Origin of the sequence: Exiguobacterium alkaliphilum, assembly GCF_018138125.1 — a bacterium.
Classification (GTDB): Bacteria; Bacillota; Bacilli; order Exiguobacteriales; family Exiguobacteriaceae; genus Exiguobacterium; species Exiguobacterium alkaliphilum.
Genome location: NZ_CP073101.1, coordinates 1,614,079 through 1,635,002 on the forward strand (window position 1 = coordinate 1,614,079; position 20,924 = coordinate 1,635,002).

At 53.0% G+C, this 20,924-nt stretch carries 23 protein-coding genes; 17 read left to right on the forward strand and 6 right to left on the reverse strand.

Annotation, left to right across the window (positions count from 1 at the left end; genetic code table 11):
- From KB235_RS08320 to KB235_RS08330, 3 genes are all read left to right on the forward strand, one after another.
- Entirely contained in the window at nt 1-1,182 is a 1,182-nt protein-coding gene (locus KB235_RS08320) for a glycine C-acetyltransferase (RefSeq protein ID WP_211779359.1), read from the forward strand.
- Nucleotides 1,183-1,441: 259 nt separating this feature from the next.
- A complete protein-coding gene (locus KB235_RS08325; RefSeq protein ID WP_211779360.1) occupies nt 1,442-1,714 on the forward strand; it encodes a hypothetical protein in 273 nt (90 codons plus the stop codon).
- Entirely contained in the window at nt 1,711-2,232 is a 522-nt protein-coding gene (locus KB235_RS08330) for a hypothetical protein (protein WP_211779361.1), read from the forward strand. Before KB235_RS08325 ends, KB235_RS08330 begins: the two co-directional genes overlap by 4 nt.
- On the opposite strand, the gene KB235_RS08335 is transcribed toward KB235_RS08330, so the two are convergent.
- On the reverse strand, nt 2,222-2,770 hold the full coding sequence (locus KB235_RS08335) for a DUF4256 domain-containing protein (protein ID WP_034818227.1): 549 nt from the start codon (nt 2,768-2,770) through the stop codon (nt 2,222-2,224). The two genes, KB235_RS08330 and KB235_RS08335, sit on opposite strands and share 11 nt — an antisense overlap.
- 90 nt (nt 2,771-2,860) lie before the next feature.
- Here KB235_RS08335 and KB235_RS08340 point away from each other — a divergent pair, with 90 nt between their 5' ends.
- Together KB235_RS08340 and KB235_RS08345 are read left to right on the forward strand one after the other, a co-directional pair.
- Nucleotides 2,861-3,688: a hypothetical protein gene (locus KB235_RS08340; protein ID WP_034818228.1), complete on the forward strand. Its 828-nt coding sequence runs from the start codon at nt 2,861-2,863 to the stop codon at nt 3,686-3,688.
- Nucleotides 3,678-4,184 carry a hypothetical protein gene (locus KB235_RS08345; RefSeq protein WP_211779362.1) on the forward strand — a complete coding sequence of 169 codons (507 nt, stop codon included), beginning with the start codon at nt 3,678-3,680 and terminating at the stop codon, nt 4,182-4,184. Before KB235_RS08340 ends, KB235_RS08345 begins: the two co-directional genes overlap by 11 nt.
- A 59-nt stretch (nt 4,185-4,243) precedes the next feature.
- On the opposite strand, the gene KB235_RS08350 is transcribed toward KB235_RS08345, so the two are convergent.
- Nucleotides 4,244-5,404 (reverse strand): MFS transporter, encoded by a 1,161-nt coding sequence (locus tag KB235_RS08350; RefSeq protein ID WP_211779363.1) that lies wholly within the window; start codon nt 5,402-5,404, stop codon nt 4,244-4,246.
- 142 nt (nt 5,405-5,546) lie between these two features.
- On the opposite strand from KB235_RS08350, the gene KB235_RS08355 reads away from it, so the two are divergent.
- On the forward strand, nt 5,547-6,095 hold the full coding sequence (locus KB235_RS08355; RefSeq protein WP_211779364.1) for a GNAT family N-acetyltransferase: 549 nt from the start codon (nt 5,547-5,549) through the stop codon (nt 6,093-6,095).
- Here the strand turns inward: KB235_RS08355 and KB235_RS08360 are convergent, their stop codons facing one another.
- On the reverse strand, nt 6,096-6,491 hold the full coding sequence (locus tag KB235_RS08360) for a hypothetical protein (protein ID WP_211779365.1): 396 nt from the start codon (nt 6,489-6,491) through the stop codon (nt 6,096-6,098). It lies immediately after the preceding gene.
- Nucleotides 6,492-6,548: 57 nt separating this feature from the next.
- Nucleotides 6,549-7,544 carry a tyrosine-type recombinase/integrase gene (locus KB235_RS08365; protein ID WP_034805020.1) on the reverse strand — a complete coding sequence of 332 codons (996 nt, stop codon included), beginning with the start codon at nt 7,542-7,544 and terminating at the stop codon, nt 6,549-6,551.
- 104 nt (nt 7,545-7,648) lie between these two features.
- Here KB235_RS08365 and hflX point away from each other — a divergent pair, with 104 nt between their 5' ends.
- From hflX to glnA, 4 genes are all read left to right on the forward strand, one after another.
- Nucleotides 7,649-8,893, forward strand: a complete 1,245-nt coding sequence (gene hflX / locus KB235_RS08370; protein WP_246514148.1) for a GTPase HflX — start codon at nt 7,649-7,651, stop codon at nt 8,891-8,893.
- A 3-nt stretch (nt 8,894-8,896) separates the two neighbouring features.
- Nucleotides 8,897-10,192 carry a methionine gamma-lyase family protein gene (locus tag KB235_RS08375; RefSeq protein WP_211779367.1) on the forward strand — a complete coding sequence of 432 codons (1,296 nt, stop codon included), beginning with the start codon at nt 8,897-8,899 and terminating at the stop codon, nt 10,190-10,192.
- Between the two features lie 93 nt (nt 10,193-10,285).
- Complete coding sequence (locus KB235_RS08380; protein WP_034805014.1) at nt 10,286-10,690, forward strand: MerR family transcriptional regulator; 405 nt, start codon at nt 10,286-10,288, stop codon at nt 10,688-10,690.
- Between the two features lie 46 nt (nt 10,691-10,736).
- Nucleotides 10,737-12,077 carry a type I glutamate--ammonia ligase gene (gene glnA, locus KB235_RS08385; protein ID WP_034805011.1) on the forward strand — a complete coding sequence of 447 codons (1,341 nt, stop codon included), beginning with the start codon at nt 10,737-10,739 and terminating at the stop codon, nt 12,075-12,077.
- A 92-nt stretch (nt 12,078-12,169) separates the two neighbouring features.
- Here glnA and KB235_RS08390 read toward each other — a convergent pair whose 3' ends face one another.
- Together KB235_RS08390 and lexA are read right to left on the reverse strand one after the other, a co-directional pair.
- The gene (locus KB235_RS08390) at nt 12,170-12,610 is read right to left on the reverse strand and encodes a metal-binding protein (protein WP_034805008.1); all 441 of its coding nucleotides are present in this window, start codon (nt 12,608-12,610) and stop codon (nt 12,170-12,172) included.
- A complete protein-coding gene (gene lexA / locus KB235_RS08395; protein WP_034818240.1) occupies nt 12,610-13,230 on the reverse strand; it encodes a transcriptional repressor LexA in 621 nt (206 codons plus the stop codon). The genes KB235_RS08390 and lexA overlap by 1 nt, the downstream gene beginning before the upstream one ends.
- A gap of 204 nt (nt 13,231-13,434) precedes the next feature.
- On the opposite strand from lexA, the gene KB235_RS08400 reads away from it, so the two are divergent.
- The 7 genes from KB235_RS08400 (at nt 13,435) to KB235_RS08430 (ending at nt 20,864) form a co-directional block, all read left to right on the forward strand.
- A complete protein-coding gene (locus KB235_RS08400; RefSeq protein WP_034818241.1) occupies nt 13,435-13,668 on the forward strand; it encodes a hypothetical protein in 234 nt (77 codons plus the stop codon).
- A gap of 72 nt (nt 13,669-13,740) precedes the next feature.
- Nucleotides 13,741-14,385 (forward strand): YneB family resolvase-like protein, encoded by a 645-nt coding sequence (locus tag KB235_RS08405; RefSeq protein WP_034805000.1) that lies wholly within the window; start codon nt 13,741-13,743, stop codon nt 14,383-14,385.
- A 60-nt stretch (nt 14,386-14,445) separates the two neighbouring features.
- Nucleotides 14,446-14,679: a DUF896 domain-containing protein gene (locus tag KB235_RS08410; RefSeq protein ID WP_211779368.1), complete on the forward strand. Its 234-nt coding sequence runs from the start codon at nt 14,446-14,448 to the stop codon at nt 14,677-14,679.
- Nucleotides 14,680-14,877: 198 nt separating this feature from the next.
- Nucleotides 14,878-16,869, forward strand: coding sequence for a transketolase (gene tkt, locus KB235_RS08415; protein WP_034818244.1), 1,992 nt, complete (start codon nt 14,878-14,880; stop codon nt 16,867-16,869).
- Nucleotides 16,870-16,997: 128 nt separating this feature from the next.
- The gene (locus tag KB235_RS08420; protein WP_024372458.1) at nt 16,998-17,231 is read left to right on the forward strand and encodes a YneF family protein; all 234 of its coding nucleotides are present in this window, start codon (nt 16,998-17,000) and stop codon (nt 17,229-17,231) included.
- 125 nt (nt 17,232-17,356) lie between these two features.
- Nucleotides 17,357-19,111, forward strand: coding sequence for an ABC transporter transmembrane domain-containing protein (locus KB235_RS08425; RefSeq protein WP_211780936.1), 1,755 nt, complete (start codon nt 17,357-17,359; stop codon nt 19,109-19,111).
- Nucleotides 19,101-20,864 carry an ABC transporter ATP-binding protein gene (locus KB235_RS08430; RefSeq protein WP_034804992.1) on the forward strand — a complete coding sequence of 588 codons (1,764 nt, stop codon included), beginning with the start codon at nt 19,101-19,103 and terminating at the stop codon, nt 20,862-20,864. The genes KB235_RS08425 and KB235_RS08430 overlap by 11 nt, the downstream gene beginning before the upstream one ends.
- Nucleotides 20,865-20,924: the final 60 nt, after the last annotated feature.

Here is a 20,924-nt window from a genome sequence, read left to right on the forward strand (position 1 = left end):
ATGGCATTTGAACATATTACAGAAGCAGTCAATGAGATGAAGCAAGCGGGCACGTTCCGCTCGCTCGTGCCGCTCGAGTCGGCGCAAGGGAACGAGGTCACGATCAATGGGAAGTCGCTCGTGCAATTGTCATCGAACAACTATCTCGGCCTCGCCAACCATCCACGTCTGAAGCAAGCGGCGATTGAAGCGGTCGAACAGTTCGGCGCCGGTACGGGCTCGGTCCGGACGATTGCCGGGACGTTCAAGATGCATGAGGCGTTCGAACGTGAGCTCGCCGAGTTCAAACATACGGAAGCGGCACTCGTGTTCCAGTCGGGCTTCGCGACGAACCTCGGCGTCTTGTCGGCGCTCCTCGGTCCGGAAGACGTCGTCATCAGTGACGCGCTCAACCACGCCTCGATTATCGACGGCATCCGCTTGACGAAGGCGGCCCGTCGCATCTATAAACACGTCGACCTCGCCGATTTAGAGGTGGCGTTGAAAGAGACGCAAGACTATCGGACGCGCCTCATCGTCACGGACGGCGTCTTCTCGATGGACGGAAACATCGCCCCGCTCCCAGAGATCGTCGAGCTCGCCGAGAAGTATGACGCGGCGGTCATGGTCGACGATGCGCACGCCTCGGGCGTCCTCGGTCAGAACGGGCGCGGGACGGTCAATCACTTCGGACTCGATGGACGGGTCGCGCTCCAAGTCGGGACGCTCTCAAAAGCAATCGGTGTCCTCGGCGGTTACGTCGCCTGTTCGAACGACGTCCGCGACTTCTTGATTCAAAAGGGACGTCCATTTTTGTTCTCGACGTCACACCCGCCAGCGGTCGTCGCGGCGAACCGCGAGGCGATTCGTGTTATGAAAGAGGAAGAAGAGCTGTTCGATAAGCTTTGGGCGAACACGGAGTTCTTCAAGACGGGTCTTCGTGACCTCGGCTTCGACATCGGTCACGCGACGACGCCGATCACACCGGTCATGCTCGGCGAAGAGACGCTCGCGCACACGTTCTCGGACAAGTTGAAAGACCACGGCGTGTTCGCACAGAGCATCGCTTTCCCGACGGTCGAGAAAGGCAAGGCGCGGATCCGGACGATCGTGACGGCGGAACATACACGTGACGACCTCGAACGCGCGCTCGCTTCCTTCAAGGCGGTCGCAGAAGAATTGAACGTGACGCTCCACGCGTAAACTTGAGACTGCAGACGAACTGTCTGCAGTTTTTTTGTGTCTTGGTAAGTGCAGGATTGTTCTCGATTTTTCAATCAATCGTGCAGCCCGACCGATCGAGGAGTGGGCGATTAGTGTTTTAAACAAGGTAATGCGTTTCATCTTGAAAATTTTGGTAGACATTTCAAAGGGGAGACTATAAAATTTGAAGAGGAATATTTAAAAAAGTGTTTTTATTTCAAATACCGATTTAAAATTAAAAGTTTGGAGAAATATTGGGATGATTGATTTTATTTTAATTGCGAGCCTAAGTATGCTTGTTTCGACAGTAGGCATTTATTTATTAGTGAAACCTAAACAAGCAATCACGGATGGCTCTAGTACGGTAGACAGCATCATCGCAACGATTGTGATTCATGTACTGCTTCTCTTCATGACGACGAAACATCTCGGTGCAATCTTGTTACTTATCGGCATCGGGCTAGGCATTATGCTGTACGTCGAATTATATGACACATTGCTCCCACCCGTAAAAGCGATGAGGATCCGATGATGGGTCAACTTTCAAATGTAGTAGCCGGATCATTCATGACAGCTGAAGAATTTTCGATTCTGACGATTTCTCCGCTGTTTATTATTAACGTTGTGATTGGGATTGGAATTTTAATCGCCATTTGTATCATCGACGTGGAATCGTGGAAAGAATTTTTCATATTTTTATGGATGACGATTTGGGCATCGCTGTTCGTATCAGTTTATGCGATGGCGTGGTACGTACGCATTAAATATGATACGTCGTCGGATTTCACGGCATCGTTTGGGATCGATTCATTCCCTGGATGGGGAGCTTACTTTAGTCAAATGCTGCATGGGTCAAACGTCACACAGAATGCACTGCTTCACGCCCTCTTTTTGTTCTGGATGCGTAAAAACAACGCCTGGTATGTGTGGGTGCTGAAAGTACCCTCGCTTTTTTTTCGTAAGCCTCTTCTTTATCAAATACATTCCGGTCGTCTTTCAGTGGCTATTCACGTAAAAAGAGCAAGGCACTTGGCCTTGCTCAAATCTTGAACATCCCACGAAATCCACGGGCCGCGTAATACGAATCGGCACCGTTGTGATAAACAAAGGTGTGGTCATAGCGGCGGTCGCAGAACAAGGCGCCGCCTTTTTGACGAATCGTCTCTGGCGTTACAATCCAACTCGACGTCTTTAAGTCGAACGTACCGAGCGTCTGCAAATAGCGATACGTCGCTTCGTCAAGTAGCTCAAGCCCCATCTGTTCAGCTAAGGCGACGACACTCCCGTCCGGCTTGTTCTTCTTCCGGGCCGCTAGCGCCTGCTCATCGTAACAAAGACTACGCCGTCCGCTCGGACTTTCCGGGGAGCAGTCACAAAAGGCGAGCTCACCGTTTGGAAGTCGAATTACGTCCGGTTCGCCGCCGGTCCGTTCCATTTCAAAGAGTGTGAGGAGCTTGTCCGGATTCGTCTCAAGCTTCATTACCACATCTGACCAGACGACATCCGGATGTCGCTCCATGTGGCTATCAAAGCGCGATTCGATCATCGCAAATAACTCGTTTTTGTCTTCAGTTGAGAGGTCGGTCACGATGCTTCACTCCGTTTCAGTAGTTTCTATCAGTATAAGATATTTTTTCGCCATCCATTCATAATTCATTGAGCGAAAGGGGAATGTACGTTGAACTTTGATGAAGTGAATGTCCAGAAGCTACACGAGCAGACGTTCCAGACGATTGATTTGTTTCAAATCAAAACGATTTGGTCTGATTGTCTGCTGAATGATTCTTATCGTGTGACAGATTATTCAGAGCTGAACTTACATATGACGAAGCAAGAATTACTTCAGCTTCGGTGGATTGATTTGACGTTACCGATTGGCATCTATTCGAATGAAAAACTAGTCTTTTTGTATAATTCGTATCATCGCAAATTATATACAGAAAATGTTGTGTCCATCGCGCTAGCCGGACACGATGCTTCCTTCCTCGATTTTTTATTAGCACACAGTCAGACATTTCATTATCCAGATTCATTCTCTGCACAAATGGAATCTCTCTATGATTTTTCGTGGGACAATTTGTGGGACAGCCAATGGAGGGAGTTTTATTTACCGAAGTTGAAAGAACCTACATCATTTATAACTTATTTGTTGGTCACGCTTGGTGCTCAATCATTTCATATCGTTTCATCAAAGAATGAATTTTTGTCCGGTTTTGAAATCTGGGCGAAGCGGACGGGATGCGATCATTCGATGGAACGCATCGGGAAATGGATGTGGTCGAAGACATATAAGGTGAGAGGTGAGATATCACAACTTTCAGAACATTCCTTGCATCAGCTTGTCTCATTAGTAAACCAATCTGAAGAGTGGAAAGGCATTCGATTCCTCATCCCGACCGCGACAGAAACCGTCTCATTGTTCATCGGAGGCGATTTGACACAAGGGGATGGGTACGGTGCGTTTCAGTATAAACTTGCGGGAGAAGTGATTTCCAATGAGATTTGAAGATTTATTCTTGTATGACGGGATGATGCACGTGTTTGCTTTCAATTATGAGATCGGTCCGAAACGCCTGACGTTCCAGCTGCAACTTTTCGACCACCGCAAGAAACAGAACACCTCTTTCCGTGAGCGCCTCGAGACGAATGGGGTTCATCCGCAAAGCGAGATGGTGAACGTGAAGCTCCGCTTTGAAGACATCATCTACATGGAAGTCATCGATGAATCGTATGCCGATGGGGTGGTGGTCACGTCTCACGACCACTTTGAAGGGAATCAAGTCGTTCGCTATACAAAGTCAGGTTATCTCGACCAGCTACAAAAGACGCGATTTCAGTTATGGGAGTTCATCAAACCGGACGATGCCATGTTGTATCACTATCGGATTTACGGTTTGGACACGGTCCTTGAGATCATCACGCTGTCGGACCCGACTGTCGAGGCGGCGATTGGGTTAACCTGTATCCGTCGCGGAAGCCCGAGCTTTTACTTTGATTGGTAAACTAAAGTACGCATGACAGTAAACAGGCGCCCTCTCAGAAGCGAGAAGGCGCCTATTTGTTAAGTTGATTGAACTACATCTTCCGTCAAATCGATTTGTCGACCGAGCCAGACGAGTGGGACGGTCAACGCTGCACCAATCAAATAGACGACAGCGATCGGCAATCCGTCCGCGAGTAGCCCGAACGTCAGACTGCCGATGCTGAAGGCGAGGGTGTAGGCCGTCTGTTGGACGCTATAGACGTATGGCAGTTGCGCGGCCGGCATTGTCTCTTGGAGCACCGTGTTCGTCTGGACGATCCGGAGTTGGGTGGCGTATCCTTGAACCGCGAGCGCGATGAGTGCGAACACGATATGAGACGTCACGCCGAACAACAAGGCCGCCCCGACCGACAGCATGGAGCTGATTCCAAGCGAACTGCTTCGGTGCTCGCGATACAGATACGCACTGGCCAGAATCATGCTGATCAAGAAGCTCGCGTTCATCGTTCCCCACCAGCCTGTATCGATGTGGAGGTGGCGTTCCAGATAGACGAGCAGGAGCGCCGAAATCCAGAGCGTGCTGACGAACGATTCGAACGTGACGAACACCGTGATTAAGCGAGCGTTAGGTGCTGTTCGCACGATGGCAAGGCTGTCTCTGAGGGAAATGTCTGATTCACCATTCTCTATCGTCACGTCGCGCTCAAGGGAACGGACGAATTGATACGTGACGAGCGTCGAGAGTATGAACATCATCAACGCGATCATCAGAGCAAGTGCGCTAGAAAACGAGGTGACAACAATCGTACCGAGCGGCCACATCGCCAGCTGGATGAACTGGTTCGACCCTTGAACGAGACTGTTCGCTTGTTGGCGATTCGTCGTCAGCCGTGGGATGAAAGACGCCTGGACCGGACGGGCGAACCCGTCCAAGAAGGCGATGAGCACGACGAGTCCGAGGACGAGAATCGAGTCAGACCAGATGACGGTCCCGAGCAAGACCGTCTTCAACAGTTGTGTGACGAGCAACGTCTGACCGAGGGTGAACCGAGACAAGACGCGGGCAAAGAACAGACCGCTCACGGTCATGCCGATTGTGACGGCAATCGGGAAACTAGCGGCGGCCAGAGCGGAACCGGTCTGTTGATATAACAAAGCGATCAAGGCGACGATATAAAGCACGTCACCGATATTCGCCAGCCATTGACTGACCAGCAGCAGGTAAAACGACTTCATCATGATTCTCCTCCAGAACTATTCAATTTTGGGTGGATGACATGATGTCGATTTACATACTTTCACCGCTTTCAAATTATTTACAAATAGTTTACGATAAAATGATTAAGAACACAATAAATGGAAAGTGACAGGGGGAAACGACATGTTACACTATGACATCAATGACCAGCTTCAACTACGAATGTTTACCATCGATGATGCGGAGGCGTTGTTCCAATTGACGATGGCCTCGAAGCCATACCTTCGCGAATGGCTCGGTTGGCTCGATTATATCGAGACGGTCGACGATTCGCGACAAAATATCGAAGGCAGAATTAAAGGATTGATGGAGACGGGCGGGTATCCGAAATCGTTCGCGATTGTGTATCAGGGCGAGCTCGCCGGGACGATCGGCTTCAACGATATCAACCGGGGCATTAAGTGCGGCACGGTCGGCTATTGGCTCGGCCAAGACTTTCAAGGGAAGGGCATTATGAGTCAAGCGCTCGAGACGCTCATCGAGTATGGGTTCCGCGACCTCGGGCTCAATAAAATCGAGATTCGTGTCGCGACGGGGAACGTGAAAAGCCGGGCGCTCCCGGAACGACTCGGATTCAAACAAGAAGGCGTGCTCCGCGACGCCGAATGGCTATACGACCGCTACGTCGACCATGTCGTCTATGGGCTGTTGCGAGCGGAATGGACCGGTTGATTATGAGGTTTTGAAATAATGACCGAGCAGCTGATCGATGATGAAAAAGACGGCTGCGCTCAATACACCGAGTAAGGATGCGAAGTTGAACACTCCCGTCTCGAAAATCGATAGGTCGAACAACAGGCCGTATGGAAGCACGAACAACCAGCCAGCGATAAGGTGGAACATCAAAGACGTCATCCGTTTCGAGCGGAATGGCGTCTTTTCGCTGAGGTATTCCGACAATAGCGACATCGTCGTCCCGTACAGAAACACGACGGGGAGGGCGAACAAGGCATAGACGAGGACGCTCTGCCAATACGGTAATTCGAATGCGTCCGGGAGTACGAGCGGTAAGACGAACGGGATGATGAACAGACTGAACAATGCGGCTTGAATCTTTTGGAACAGCATGGCCTCTCCTCCTTGAAATCATCAGTCGAAAAGCCGACATGCGTTCATGCCGGCTCGTTACAGAATCGTTTTTGATGCATAGAGCGTCTCACCGAACTCGGCATACGCCTGCTCATAACGGCGAAGCGACGACTCCTTATGCATGCACGTGACGTTCATGCGCTCGATTGGGGTCATGTCTTCCGCATACGTCTTCAAAACATGGGCGTTCCGGAGCATCGACGGTGTGACCGAGCGGGCGAGACCGCTCCGTTCGTTCAACTGGCGCATCATTTTCGTGATCATGACGATCGTCAGCTGCTTCGGCTGGTTCTTCGCATACACCCAGCGGAACGTCATCCGGGCGAAATCGAACGAGACGAAGACGGGGTCGTCCGAGTACCAGCGCGGGCGCACCGGTGTCGGGATGTCGGCGAGATAGTTCATGAGGAGCGACTGGTCCGCTTGGCTGAGTTTCAACGTGAATTTGTTGCCGAGCCGGTCGTAGACGTCGAACGCATGGCTCGCGAGATGCAAATCATTCATTCGCAGCCGGATGATATGGTGGACGCGGAGCCCGTATTTATAGAAGAGCGTCACAATCAGCTCATTCCGGTTGACAAGATACGGATGCGCTTGCAGTTGGTTCTCGCTCAATCCTTTCGTCGAACGAATCGTCTTGACGAGCCGGTCGAACTCCGTCTCGAGTGCGATTTGGTCAATCGTCAGCGTATGCGCCGGTTGCGCGTAGTGGAGCATCTTTTTACGGAGCGGGTTCAAAAATGTCGTCAAGCTGTTGATGACCGTGACGATGCGGGCGACCGTCGCCTGTTGGTACAGTTTCTCTTCGATGAGGAAGTCGTTGACGAACGTCTTCCACGATTCGAGCGGGACGGCAAGCCAGTCGTTCGGTGTGTCGAGTTCGACGTTATGGTCACGGAAGTATTTATGGACGTCGATCAAGTCGTAGCGGTAGCGTTTCAGCGTCGACGGTTGCCGTCCGCTCGCCCCGAGGTGATACAAATACGTCTCGATGTATTCCGGGAGTGGATAATCTTTCGTTCGTTTCGTCATCGTCGTTCCTCCTTCTCTTCTTATCGTACCACAAACGGACGTTCTCCATTCCTCGATTCGTGGTAAGATGGGAGGTGAGATTCAAAAAGGAATGAGGAATGGATATGCAACGAGAGAAAGTAATCATCGTCGGCTGTCAGCTACCGACGGTCGATGATTGGACATATGAACAGTCGATGGGCGAGCTCGTCGAACTCGTCGACACCGCGAAGGGTGAAGTCGTCGCGAGACTCGATCAAAAGCGGCAACAAGTCGACCGCCGCACGTTCATCGGCAAAGGGAAAATCGAAGAGCTCGCCATGCTCGTCGAACAGTTCGAGCCGGACATCGTCATCTTCAACGCCGAGCTGTCACCGGCGCAATCGAAGAACATCCGCATCTCGCTGAACGATCCCGAAGAGATGAAATTGATTGACCGGACCCAGCTCATCCTCGACATTTTCGCAGGACGCGCCCAATCGAAAGAAGGGAAGCTCCAAGTCGAGCTCGCACAGATGAACTATCTGTTGCCACGCCTAATCGGACAGGGCACGCAGTTGTCACGTCTTGGAGGCGGCATCGGGACACGCGGACCGGGTGAGACGAAACTCGAATCGGACCGTCGTCACATCAAGCGTCGAATCGATGAGATCTCGAAGCAACTCGAAGGGACCGTCGCGCACCGTGACCGTTACCGAGAACGCCGGAAAGAGAACCGCGTCTTCCAAATCGCCCTCGTCGGATATACGAACGCCGGGAAGTCGACAATCTTTAACCGTTTGACCGAGGCGGACACGTATGAGCAAGACGAACTGTTCGCGACGCTCGATCCGCTCACACGTGAGCTCGAACTGCCGCGGGGCGGAAAAGTGCTCATTACCGACACGGTCGGATTCATCCGCGACTTGCCGACGAAACTCGTCGCGGCGTTCCGGTCGACACTCGAAGAAGTCGTCGGGGCTGACTTGGTGCTACACGTCATCGACGCGTCGAACCCGCACTACTTGAACCAAATCGACACGACGAACTCCGTTCTTTCAGAGCTCGGGGCGAGCGAGGTGCCTCAACTCGAGGTGTACAACAAGAAAGACCGGTTGACCGAGGACTTCCTCGGTGGGCGGCTCCTCATCTCGGCGATTGACCCGAGCGACATCGAGACGCTCATCGGCGCGGTCGAAGATAAGATTTGTGACGTGTTGACGCGCGTCCACGTCGTCTTGCCGGTCAGTTCGTTCGAGCACTATCATCCGGCGAAAGAGGCGATGTATCGGCTTGAAGAGAAGTTTTTAGATGACGGTTCGGTCGAACTCGTCGGATATATGAGAGAAGACACGCGTCTATATGCGACGCTGAAACAATTTGAGGTGTGACGTATGTGGCAGGAAAAGATTGAACATTATGAAGAGATTGCGCCGTTCGTGAAAGCGGCGGAAGCGCGAATCAAACCATTCGTGGAACGAATCGAGGAGACGGCGGAATACAACCAGTTCCGCGTCCTCGAATCGTTCAAAAAACATAAAGTGTCGGATTTCCATTTCAATCCGACGACGGGCTACGGCTATGACGACATCGGTCGGGATACGCTCGAAGCCATCTATGCCGACGTGTTCGGTGCCGAGCTCGCGCTCTGCCGGCCACAAATCATCTCAGGGACGCACGCCATCGGGATTGCCTTGTTCGGTGTGCTCTTGCCTGGAGACGAGTTGCTCTATATCACCGGGAAGCCATACGACACGCTCGAGGAAATCGTCGGGATTCGCGGCGATGGTCGCGGTTCATTGAAAGAGCTCGGCGTGACGTATGACAAAGTCGAACTGAAAGACGACCGGATTGACATCGACGCGGTCATCGCGCGGATTCGTCCCGAGACGAAGCTCGTCGGCATCCAGCGCTCAAAAGGCTACGCCAACCGGCGCAGCATCCCGGTGCAGGAGATTGGGGAGGCGATTACAAAAATCAAGGCGGCCCATCCGCACGTGTTCGTCTTCGTCGACAACTGTTACGGCGAGTTCGTCGAGACGTTGGAGCCGACACATGTCGGAGCCGACCTCATGGCCGGTTCCCTCATTAAGAACCCGGGAGGTGGGCTCGCGAAGACGGGCGGCTATATCGCCGGGACACGTGAACTCGTGGAACGTTGTTCGTTCCGAATGACGACCCCTGGTATCGGCAGCGAGGCAGGCCCGTCGCTCTATTCGCTCCAAGAGATGTACCAAGGCTTCTATATGGCCCCGCACACGGTCGCCCAGGCGTTGAAAGGGGCGCATCTGTCAGCAAGCCTGCTCGCGTTGCTCGGTTTCGAGACGACGCCGCACCACGCCGAGCGTCGGACCGATTTGATTCAATCGGTGACGTTCCGAGACCGCGACAAGATGATCGCTTTCTGCCAAAGCATCCAGATGGCCTCGCCCGTGAACGCGCATGCGCTCCCGGTGCCGGCGTATATGCCAGGCTATGAGGATGACGTCATCATGGCGGCCGGGACGTTCATCCAAGGGTCGTCGATCGAGCTATCAGCCGATGGACCGCTCCGCGCACCGTATACGGCTTACGTTCAAGGCGGCTTGACGTATGCGCATGTCAAGGTCGCATTGATGCTCGCCTTGAGCCAGTTACGCACGAAAGGACTCGTCTCGTTTGACCAGACTAAACTCACAACTGAATTGTAACCGAAATGTCATGTTAACTTTCTTAACATCTCTTGACAGGAAAAGTGTCATGTATTATTCTCACAGTGTAAGACAGCAAAGGAGGGGTAAGGGATGGCCGATCAATTTCGTCGCTCCAACCCGTTGTTTCCGATTGGAATCGTCCAAGATTTAACGCAACTGACAGGTAGGCAGATTCGGTATTATGAAGAACAGGGTCTGATTTCGCCTAGTCGGACGGAATCGAAACGACGACTTTATTCCTTCAATGATGTCGAACGTCTACTCGCGATCAAGGACTTCATCGACCAAGGGTTCAACTTGGCGGCGATTCGCCACATGTTGGACAATGAAGAGCCGAAAGAGGCGGAAGCTTCCGCCGCACCGGCACCGGTCAGTGATGCGCCGAAAATCTCGGAAAAAGAATTGCATCAACTGTTAAAGACACAACTGCAAGAAGCCGGACGCTTCAATAAGACATCGCTCATCCAAGGTGAGCTTTCGCGCTTTTATCGCTGACGGCAACACATCAACCATTACACAATGTGAGAGGGGACATTTCACCATGGCCAGAAAAACGTTCACAAAAGAAGACATTAAACGGATCGCACAAGAAGAGGACGTACGCTTTATTCGTCTTCAATTCACAGACATCCTCGGAACAATCAAAAACGTCGAGGTGCCAATCAGCCAATTGGACAAAGCACTCGACAACAAGATGATGTTCGACGGTTCTTCAATCGAAGGTTTCGTCCGCATCGAGGAGTCAGACATGTACCTTTATCCAGACCTTAACACGTGGGTTGTCTTCCCGTGGACAGATGGCAGCGGAAAAGTCGCCCGCTTGATTTGTGATATTTATAACCCAGACGGCACACCGTTCAGCGGTGACCCGCGCGGTACGCTCAAACGCAACCTTGAGCACATGCAAAAGCTTGGCTTCACAGCGTTCAACGTCGGTCCTGAGCCAGAGTTCTTCCTCTTCAAAAAGGATTTGAACGGTCAACCGACGCTCGAATTGAACGACCAAGGCGGCTACTTCGACTTGGCGCCGGTCGACCTCGGTGAGAACTGCCGTAAAGAGATCGTCATCGAGCTTGAGAATATGGGCTTTGAAATCGAAGCGTCACACCACGAAGTCGCACCAGGGCAACACGAGATCGACTTCAAATATGCGGATGCCGTGACGACAGCCGATAACATCCAAACGTTCAAGCTCGTCGTCAAGACGATTGCGGCGAAGTACGGTCTTCACGCGACGTTCATGCCGAAGCCGCTCTTCGGCGTCAACGGTTCAGGGATGCACGCGAACATGTCGCTCTTCAAAGGCGACACGAACGTCTTCTACGATCCGAACGGCGAAATGGAGCTTTCAGACACGGCCCGCGCCTTCACGGCGGGAATCCTCGAGCACGCTCGTGCGTTCACGGCCATCTGTAACCCGACGGTCAACTCGTATAAGCGTCTCGTCCCAGGTTACGAAGCACCTTGCTACGTAGCGTGGAGCGCCCGCAACCGTTCACCACTCGTTCGTGTCCCGGCGGCCCGTGGCCTCTCGACGCGTATCGAAGTACGTTCGGTCGACCCGGCGGCGAACCCGTACCTCGCGCTCTCGTCACTCTTGGCTTCTGGCCTCGACGGAATCGAGAAAGATTTGGTTGCTCCAAAACCAATCGACAGCAACATCTACGTGATGGACAAGCCTGAGCGTGTCGCGAACGGAATCGATGATCTTCCAGCGACGCTCTTCGACGCACTCGAAGTACTTCGTGGCGACAAAGTCGTCATGGACTCACTCGGCGAGCATATCGGCGAACACTTCCTCGAATTGAAAGAGATCGAGTGGGACATGTTCCGTATGCAAGTGACAGAGTGGGAACGCGATCAGTATATGACGCTCTACTAATCCAAGCAAAAAAGCGCTCGTGCCTTCTTCGGAAAGCACGGGCGCTTTTTTTTGCGCGTTTAAAAGGACGTCCCCGAGTGGAGACGTCCTGATTAGAACGCACGTTTGAAAAACGTGGACGTATAGTCGAGCGTCGTATGTAACGTCGTCGCGAACGTGAGCCCGAGGAAGAACGACAAGCCGAACTCGTCGAGCCAAGCGATCGCCGCCGTCTCGTACGGCGTGAACGTGAGCAGAATGACAAGCGGGAAACCGAGATAGATGACGCGAATCAAGTCGCTCAGTACCGGTAAGTGCGAAAACAACGACCGGTGCGGCATGAGTTTCACGTAAGGCAACCAAAATCCACGGAGCGGCCCCCAACGGAAATAGGCGTCCGATTTCAAATCGAGGTCCGGGGAGAGCCAGAGCGTCCCGACGATCGCGCCGAGAAGGAGGGCGAGCGGGACATCGAGTTCAATAAAAGGCGTGGCAATCGCTAAAGCTCCGATTGCCACGAAATTCGTACGCGTATGCGTCTTACCACTCGCCATTAATGAATCGTCCGGTATACACCGATGACCTTCCCTAAAATCGACACGTTATCAAAATACATCGCCTCGAGCTCGTCGTTCTCTGGTTGCAGTCTGATTTTCGAAGCTTCTTTATAGATGCGTTTGACGGTCGCCTCGCCTTCGTCGGTCATCGCGACGACAATCTCTCCATTGTCGGCTGTGCTTTGTTGACGCACGAGCACCCGGTCTCCATCTAAGATTCCGGCGTTAACCATCGAATCTCCTGAGACAGAAAGCATATAGACGTTATCGGCGCCGACCATGTGTGTCGGGAGCGGGAAATGTTCTTCCACGTTCTCGATTGCAGTGATCGGTGTACCGGCCGTGACTTTCCCGATGACCGGGACGTACGTGACGGCGTCGTGGTCTTCGATGACGACCGTGTCATCGCTCAAAATCTCGATTGCCCGCGGTTTCGTCTTGTCACGGCGGATAAGGCCGCGCTTTTCAAGACGGTCCAAATGACCGTGGACGGTCGAGCTTGAGGCCAAACCGACGGCTTCACCGATTTCACGGACCGAAGGCGGATAACCTTTGGTGCGGACCTCGTCTTTTATAAAATCAAGTATCTGCTGTTGTCTTGCTGACATTTTTTTCAATGGAAGTCACCTCGATTATGTCGAATATCCTGCGAACGCATCCTATTCTTTATGGTCTAAGTTTAACATAGAACACATGAGCGCACAAACATTCGTTCGTTTTTTTAGCTTGACCGAACAGAAGTTCCTGTTTTATGATGAGAACAGATAAACGAACAAACGTTCTTGGGAACGTGTATTCCTATGATACGGAGGCGAAATTTAATGAAAGATACAGTGAATGGAATCATTTTAGTCGGATTGTTGGTAGTAGGGATGTTCGCATTTTTTATGGTCGGAGAAATGAGACAAGTGGACGTGGCGGCGCCGGTCGTCGAAGACACGCGTAGCATCGAGGCGGAAGTTGCCAAGACGGAAGCGGAGACGCTCGAAGCGCGCATCATCGCTGAGCGGGCTGAAAAGCAAGAGCGCAAGACGACTTGGTTCGCCTCGGAATAATCGTTTCTGTTTGCGAAACGCCCCCGTTCCTGTGTATCGTAGATAGGGAATGGAAAGAAAGGAAGTGACGAGATGCGAGTCGTCATTTATTGTCGCGTATCGACGAACAAGGCGGCGCAAGAGACGTCTCTTGATCGCCAAGTCGACGAATTGACGCGGATGGCGCGTCGGCTCGAGGCCGACGTCGTCGATGTCATCACCGAACAAGAGAGCGGATACGAAGTGAACCGTGGCGGGCTCCTCGACTTACTCGAACACGTATCCGCCTCGAACCTCGACGCCGTCCTCGTGACCGACGATAGCCGTCTCGGGCGAGGGAACGCTAAAATCGCGATTTTGCACACGCTCATGAAGCATGACGTTCGGCTCTTGACGATGCAATCACCAGACGAATATATCGTATCCGATGCCGAGAAGATGGTGCTCGAGATTGTGAGCGTCGTCGAGGAGTATCAGCGGAAAATCCATAACGCCAAAATCTCACGCGGGATGCGCCGGGCCGTCGCGAACGGGTTCAACCCACAGCGAAACATTCAGCACCATGACCAAGGCGGTCGGAGCCGCATCGAAGTGCCGATTGAGGAGATCGTCCAGCTACGCGAACGAGGCCTGACGTTCGCCGAAATCGCGGCCACGTTGCGCGGGTTCGGTTACGAAGTGTCGAAAGCGACCGTGAACCGGCGTTACCTCGAGCACGTCTCAGGATTGAAAACTTGATTCCTCGCCGCTGATTTTGTACAGTAGAAGAACAAATTCAGTAGAGAGGGGGCGAGCCTGATGCTAGCACCTGAACAGTTAGAACGAATCAATTTCCTCGCCAACAAAGCGAAGACAGACGGTCTGTCACAACAAGAGATGGACGAGCAACATGCGCTTCGTCAGCAATATTTGAAAGCGTTCCGACAATCGTTCAAGTCCCAGATGATGGGCATGAAGGTGGTCGATCCGGAAGGAAACGACGTGACGCCACAAAAACTAAAAGAAGAGCAAGATCGACAACGCTCCGAGTGACTTCGAATGCACATCCTATTTCATATAGGATGTGCATGTTTGTTATACACGAACATGGATAAGGTTCGACGATTGACGGGTAAACAAAGCGAAGGAAGTAAACGATTTCAATCAATGTGTTATACTAATTAATTAGTTGTGACACACGAATGAGTGTGCTAAAATATGACGGGTAGAAACTTTGTAACAACAGAGAGGATGAAATTAGTGGAAACAACTACTAAAGAATTATTAGCGATTAACTCGATTCGGACGCTCTCGATTGATGCGGTCCAAAAAGCGAACTCTGGTCACCCGGGTATGCCGATGGGTGCGGCTCCGATGGCGTTCACGCTTTGGACAGATAAGATGCGTCACAACCCGAAAAACCCGAACTGGTTCAACCGCGACCGGTTCGTGCTTTCAGCGGGACACGGTTCGATGCTCTTGTACTCGCTCCTTCACTTATCTGGTTACGACCTTTCACTCGACGATCTCAAATCGTTCCGTCAAATGGATTCGAAGACGCCTGGACACCCAGAGTACCGTCACACGGCCGGTGTCGACGCGACGACTGGACCGCTCGGCCAAGGGATTGCCATGGCAGTCGGGATGGCGATGGCAGAGAAACATTTGGAAGCGACATACAACCGTGATGAGTTCAAAGTGGTTGACCACTTCACATACGGGATTTGCGGAGACGGTGACTTGATGGAAGGCGTGTCGGCAGAAGCTGCCTCACTCGCTGGTCACTTGAAGCTCGGCAAGCTCGTCGTCCTTTATGATTCAAACGACATCTCACTCGACGGTGACCTTCACAAGTCGTTCTCGGAGAGCGTCGAAGACCGTTTCAACGCATACGGCTGGCAAGTCATCCGTGTCGAGGACGGAACGGACATCGACACGATCGCGAAGGCGATCGATGAAGCGAAAGCGGAGACGTCGAAACCGACGCTCATCGAAGTGAAGACGGTCATCGGCTTCGGTTCACCGAACAAGTCAGGGAAATCGGCGTCGCACGGCGCACCACTCGGCGAAGCCGAAATCGAGCTCACGAAACAGTTCTACAAGTGGGAAGGCGAGAACTTCTACGTGCCGACTGAAGTGTATGACTTGTTCAACGAGAAAGTCATCGAGCCGGGCGCGAAGTATGAGTCGGACTGGAACGAACTCGTCGAAGCTTACAAATCGGCTCATCCAGAGCTCGGTGCCCAATTCGAGCGTGCGATGAACAACGAACTCCCAGAAGGTTGGGACAGCGAGTTGCCGACGTTTGAAATCGGCTCGAAGAAAGCGACACGTCAGACGAGCGGAGAAGTATTGAACGCGATCGCGAAAGCCGTTCCGACGCTCTTCGGTGGGTCGGCTGACCTTGCCGGTTCGAACAACTCGATGATTAAAGGTGCGGCGGACTTCGACGAAGATCCGGCTGGTCGCAACATCTGGTTCGGTGTCCGTGAGTTCGCGATGGCAGCTGCCGTCAACGGCATGGCCCTCCACGGTGGCGTCCTTCCTTACGGCGCGACGTTCTTCGTCTTCTCAGACTACCTCCGTCCAGCGGTCCGCTTGGCTGCCCTCATGGGTCTCCCGTCGACGTTCATCTTGACGCACGATTCGATTGCGGTCGGTGAAGATGGTCCGACACACGAACCGGTCGAGCACTTGATGAGCTTCCGCGCGATGCCAAACGTTTCAGTTCTCCGCCCAGCGGATGGGAAAGAGACGATCGCGGCTTGGAAACAGGCGGTGACGACGACATCGACACCATCACTTCTCGTCTTGACGCGTCAAGCGCTTCCTGAGCTTGAAGGGACGTCAGTCGAGCAGGCGGCGAAAGGTGCATACGTCGTCGCGGGCGACTCGAACGGGGCGGACGTGCTTCTCCTCGGTACGGGTTCTGAAGTCCACGTCCTCGTCGAAGCGCGCGAACAACTCGCTTCAGAAGGCGTGAACGCGGCTGTCGTGTCGATGCCTTCTTGGGAATTGTTCGAAGCACAATCGGCTGAATACAAAGAGTCTGTCCTTCCGTCATCTGTGACGAAGCGCGTCTCGCTCGAAGCGGGATCGACGCTCGGATGGTACAAATACGTCGGCTTCGGCGGTAAAGTACTCGGAATCGACAAGTTCGGGGCCTCGGCTCCTGGCGACCTCCTCATGAAGGAGTATGGCATGTCGGTCGAGAACGTCGTCGACGCTGTCAAATCGCTTTAAATCAAGAACCGTCGTGATGTCATCCGTTTCTGGAGGGCATCACGATTTTTTTTCTGACGACTAGCGAATTAGCGTAATATAGTGTATAGTAAAAAACGATGTTTCATATGGTAGAGGAGGTAAAAACCTTGAGTACATTGTTCTGGATTCTTATCGTCGTAGCAGCACTCATCGGAGGTATCGCGATCGGTTTCTTCATCGCTCGTAAATACATGATGAACTACCTCGAACAAAACCCGCCAATCAATGAAGACATGATTCGCACGTTGATGATGCAGATGGGTCAAAAACCGTCACAGAAGAAAGTCAACCAAGTGATGCGTGCCATGAACGTTCAAATGAAGAACGAAAAGAAATCATAATGTTTGTGTTTGAGACACTCCGCCATCGCGGAGTGTTTTTTCGTACCCATATTTTGTTAGACAATCGAACAAACTTTCGCTACCATAAATGAATAGTCTTATTTCAAGATAAGGGGGCGATTCACATTCGTGTATTTAAACAATTATCATGGTTTTTCAAGCTTGAATGGCGAACGTATGCGCTCGGGATCGTGCTGCTCATGTTCGTCGCCGCACTCGAGCTCGTACCGCCACGCATCATCGGCCGCATCGTCGACGAGATGAACGAAGGGTCGCTTGAGCGAAACCTATTATGGCTCCTCCTCGGTGGACTCGCAGCCGTCGGGATTGGCAACTATGTCGCGCGCTTCTTCTGGCGCTACTTCATCTTCGGTGCCTCGATTCGGCTCGGGCGATTGCTCCGGAGCCAGCTCTATCGACATTTCACCGATTTGGATCAACGGTTTTATAAGAAGTCCCGTGTCGGCGATTTGATGGCCCACGCGACGAACGACGTGCAAGCCGTCTCGATGACGGCCGGTGCCGGGATTTTGACGCTCGTCGACAGTGTGACGATGGGGACGTTCGTCATCATCACGATGGTGACGACGATCAGTTGGAAGTTGACGGTCGTCGCGCTCTTACCGCTACCAATCATGGTCGCCTTGACGACACGTTACGGAAAGTTACTACATAGCCGCTTCGGCGTCGCGCAGGCGGCGTTCTCGGAGCTAAACGACAAAGTCCAAGAGAGCGTCAGTGGCGTCCGTGTCTTAAAGTCGACCGGGGAAGTCGGGCGTGACATCGATTCGTTCGAGACGCTCTCGGACGAGGTCATGGCAAAGAACGTCCGCGTCGCCAAAATCGACGCCCTGTATGACCCGACCATCTTCGGTATCGTGGGGTTATCGTATATCCTCTCGATCGGTTACGGCGCATACTTGATTGAACAAGGCGAACTGACAATCGGACAAATCGTCAGCTTCACCGCTTACCTCAGTTTACTCACGTGGCCGATGCTCGCCTTCGGCTGGCTATTCAACATCGTCGAACGTGGTCGCGCTTCATACGACCGAATCGAGCGTATGCTCGCCGTCAAACCTGAGATTCAAGACGATCCGGTCGCGGCGACGAAGCTCGCGCACTCGGAGGTTGAGGCGGACATCCGTTCGTTCGCCTATGACGAACATGCCGTCCTTACAGACGTCTCGTTCCGGCTCGAACGTGGGAAGACGCTCGGCGTGGTCGGTCGGACCGGTTCCGGGAAGACGACGCTCGTCCGTCTGTTGACGCGTGAGTACGATGTGAGCGAAGGGAAAGTCAAAATCGGGGGCATCAACATCCGACAAGTGCAGAAACAGGTCCTGCTCGAGCGGGTCGCGCTCGTCCCGCAAGACCATTTCTTATTCTCAGACTCGATCGCAAGCAACATCGCGTTCGGTCGCCCGGACGCAAAAATGGATGAAATCATGGAGGCGGCGAAAATCGCAGAGGTCCATGACGACATCATGCGCCTCCCGGACGGATATGCAACGCTTGTCGGGGAACGCGGCGTCACGCTGTCTGGCGGACAGAAGCAGCGTATCTCAATCGCGCGGGCGCTCATGGTCGAGGCGGACGTGCTCATCCTCGATGATGCGTTATCTGCCGTCGATGCGAAGACAGAGGAAGCGATTATCGACCATTTTCGAACCGGCAATCCGGATCAATCGCGTCTCATTGTGGCGCATCGACTGTCGGCCGTCGAACATGCGGACGAGATTCTCGTCCTCGAAGCAGGACGCGTCATCCAACGGGGGAGTCACGCCGACTTGATTCGACAAGACGGTTGGTATAAAGACACGTATGATCGTCAACAGCTCGAGGCGATTGTAGAAGGAGGTGGCCATCATGAAGCATGATATTCAGGAATGGGCGGTCATCAAGCGGCTACTTGGCTATACGAAACGGTATGGTCGACCGCTCGGCCTCGCGTTCGTCTTCCTGTTGCTCGCGACAGGCGCGAAGCTCGCCGGACCGTTTTTAATCAAGGTGTTCATCGATGAGTTCGTCACGCCGGGCGTCTATCCGACGAACTGGGTCGTCACACTTTTCGTCGTCTATATGGTGCTCCACGTGTCGGCGATCGTATTCGATTATTTGCAGTCCATCTCGTTTCAAAAGATTGCGCTCAAAATCGTCCAAAACATCCGAATCGACATTTTCAAACATGTGATGGGAATGCGTCTCGCCTACTTCGACCGGACCCCGGCCGGCGTGCTCGTCTCCCGGATCACGAATGACACGGAAGCCGTCAAAGAGTTGTACGTCGGTGTCATGAGTACGTTCGTCCAGTCAGGGGTGCAGTTGCTCGGGACGTACATTTTCCTTTACATCCTCGAGCCGACGCTCGCGACGATGGGGCTCGTGCTCGTCCCGTTGTTTTGGCTCATCATCTGGGCGTACCGCCGATACTCGACGAAGTATTTCGCGCAAGTGCGCGATTTGTTGTCCCAATTGAACGCCCAATTGAACGAGTCGATTAACGGCATGGGCATCGTGCAACAGTTCCGTCAAGAAGAGCGGTTGATTCGCCAGTTTGAAGAGACGAACGAAGCGCATCAAGAGGCGCGTTACCGCAACTTGAAGCTCGATAGCATGTTGCTGCGCCCAATCATCGAACTGCTGCTCGCCTTCTCGATTATCGGTCTGCTCGGTTACTACGGTGTCTTGTCGACGACCGAACAAGTCCAAGTCGGGGTCGTCTATGCGTTCATCAGCTATATCGAGCGCATTTTCCGCCCGGTGCTCGATATTATGCAACGGTTGAGCGAGTTCCAACAGGCCGTCGTCTCGGCCGACCGCGTCTTCAAGATTCTCGACACGGACGAGCCGGCCCCTGGAAAGAGGCTTCCGGGAGAAGCGGAAGTCGCCTCGGGAGAGGTCCGCTTCGACAACGTCACGTTCAGTTATGACGGCGAAGTCGACGTGCTGAAGAACATCTCGTTTGTCGCAAAGCCAGGGGAAACGGTCGCGCTCGTCGGCCACACCGGCAGCGGAAAGAGCTCGATCATCAACTTGCTGACGCGGTTCTATCCGTATCAATCCGGTCAAATCACGATTGATGGGCAACCGATTGAACAGTTTGAAGAGGCGGAACTACGGGACAAGGTCGGCCTCGTCCTTCAAGACCCGTTCTTGTTCACGGGGACGATTGAAGACAACTTGAAGCTGTTCAATCCTTCGATTGATTCGGACCGGGTGCGCGAGGCGGCCGAATTCGTCCAAGCCCACACGTTCATCGAAAAACTAGATGCCGGCTACGGTCATCAAGTCGGAGAACGCGGGGCGACGTTCTCGAGCGGGGAGCGGCAGTTACTCGCTTTCGCCCGCACTGTCGCGCGGGACCCGAAAATCCTCATCCTGGATGAGGCGACGAGTTCGATCGATACGGAAACGGAAGAACGCGTCCAACTCGCGCTCGACCGGATGCGTCGCGGACGCACGACAATCGCGATCGCCCACCGACTCTCGACAATTCAAGATGCGGATTTGATTCTCGTCTTACATCGAGGGGAAATCGTCGAGCGAGGCAACCATCAGGCGCTGCTCCGCCAGGACGGACTCTACAAGAAGATGTACGAGTTACAGTCCGGTCAACGTCTGATGTCATAAAATTGAAAAGATACCGTTTGCGTATCGAGTTTCCAAAAAAAGCTCGTCCCTCATGTCGAG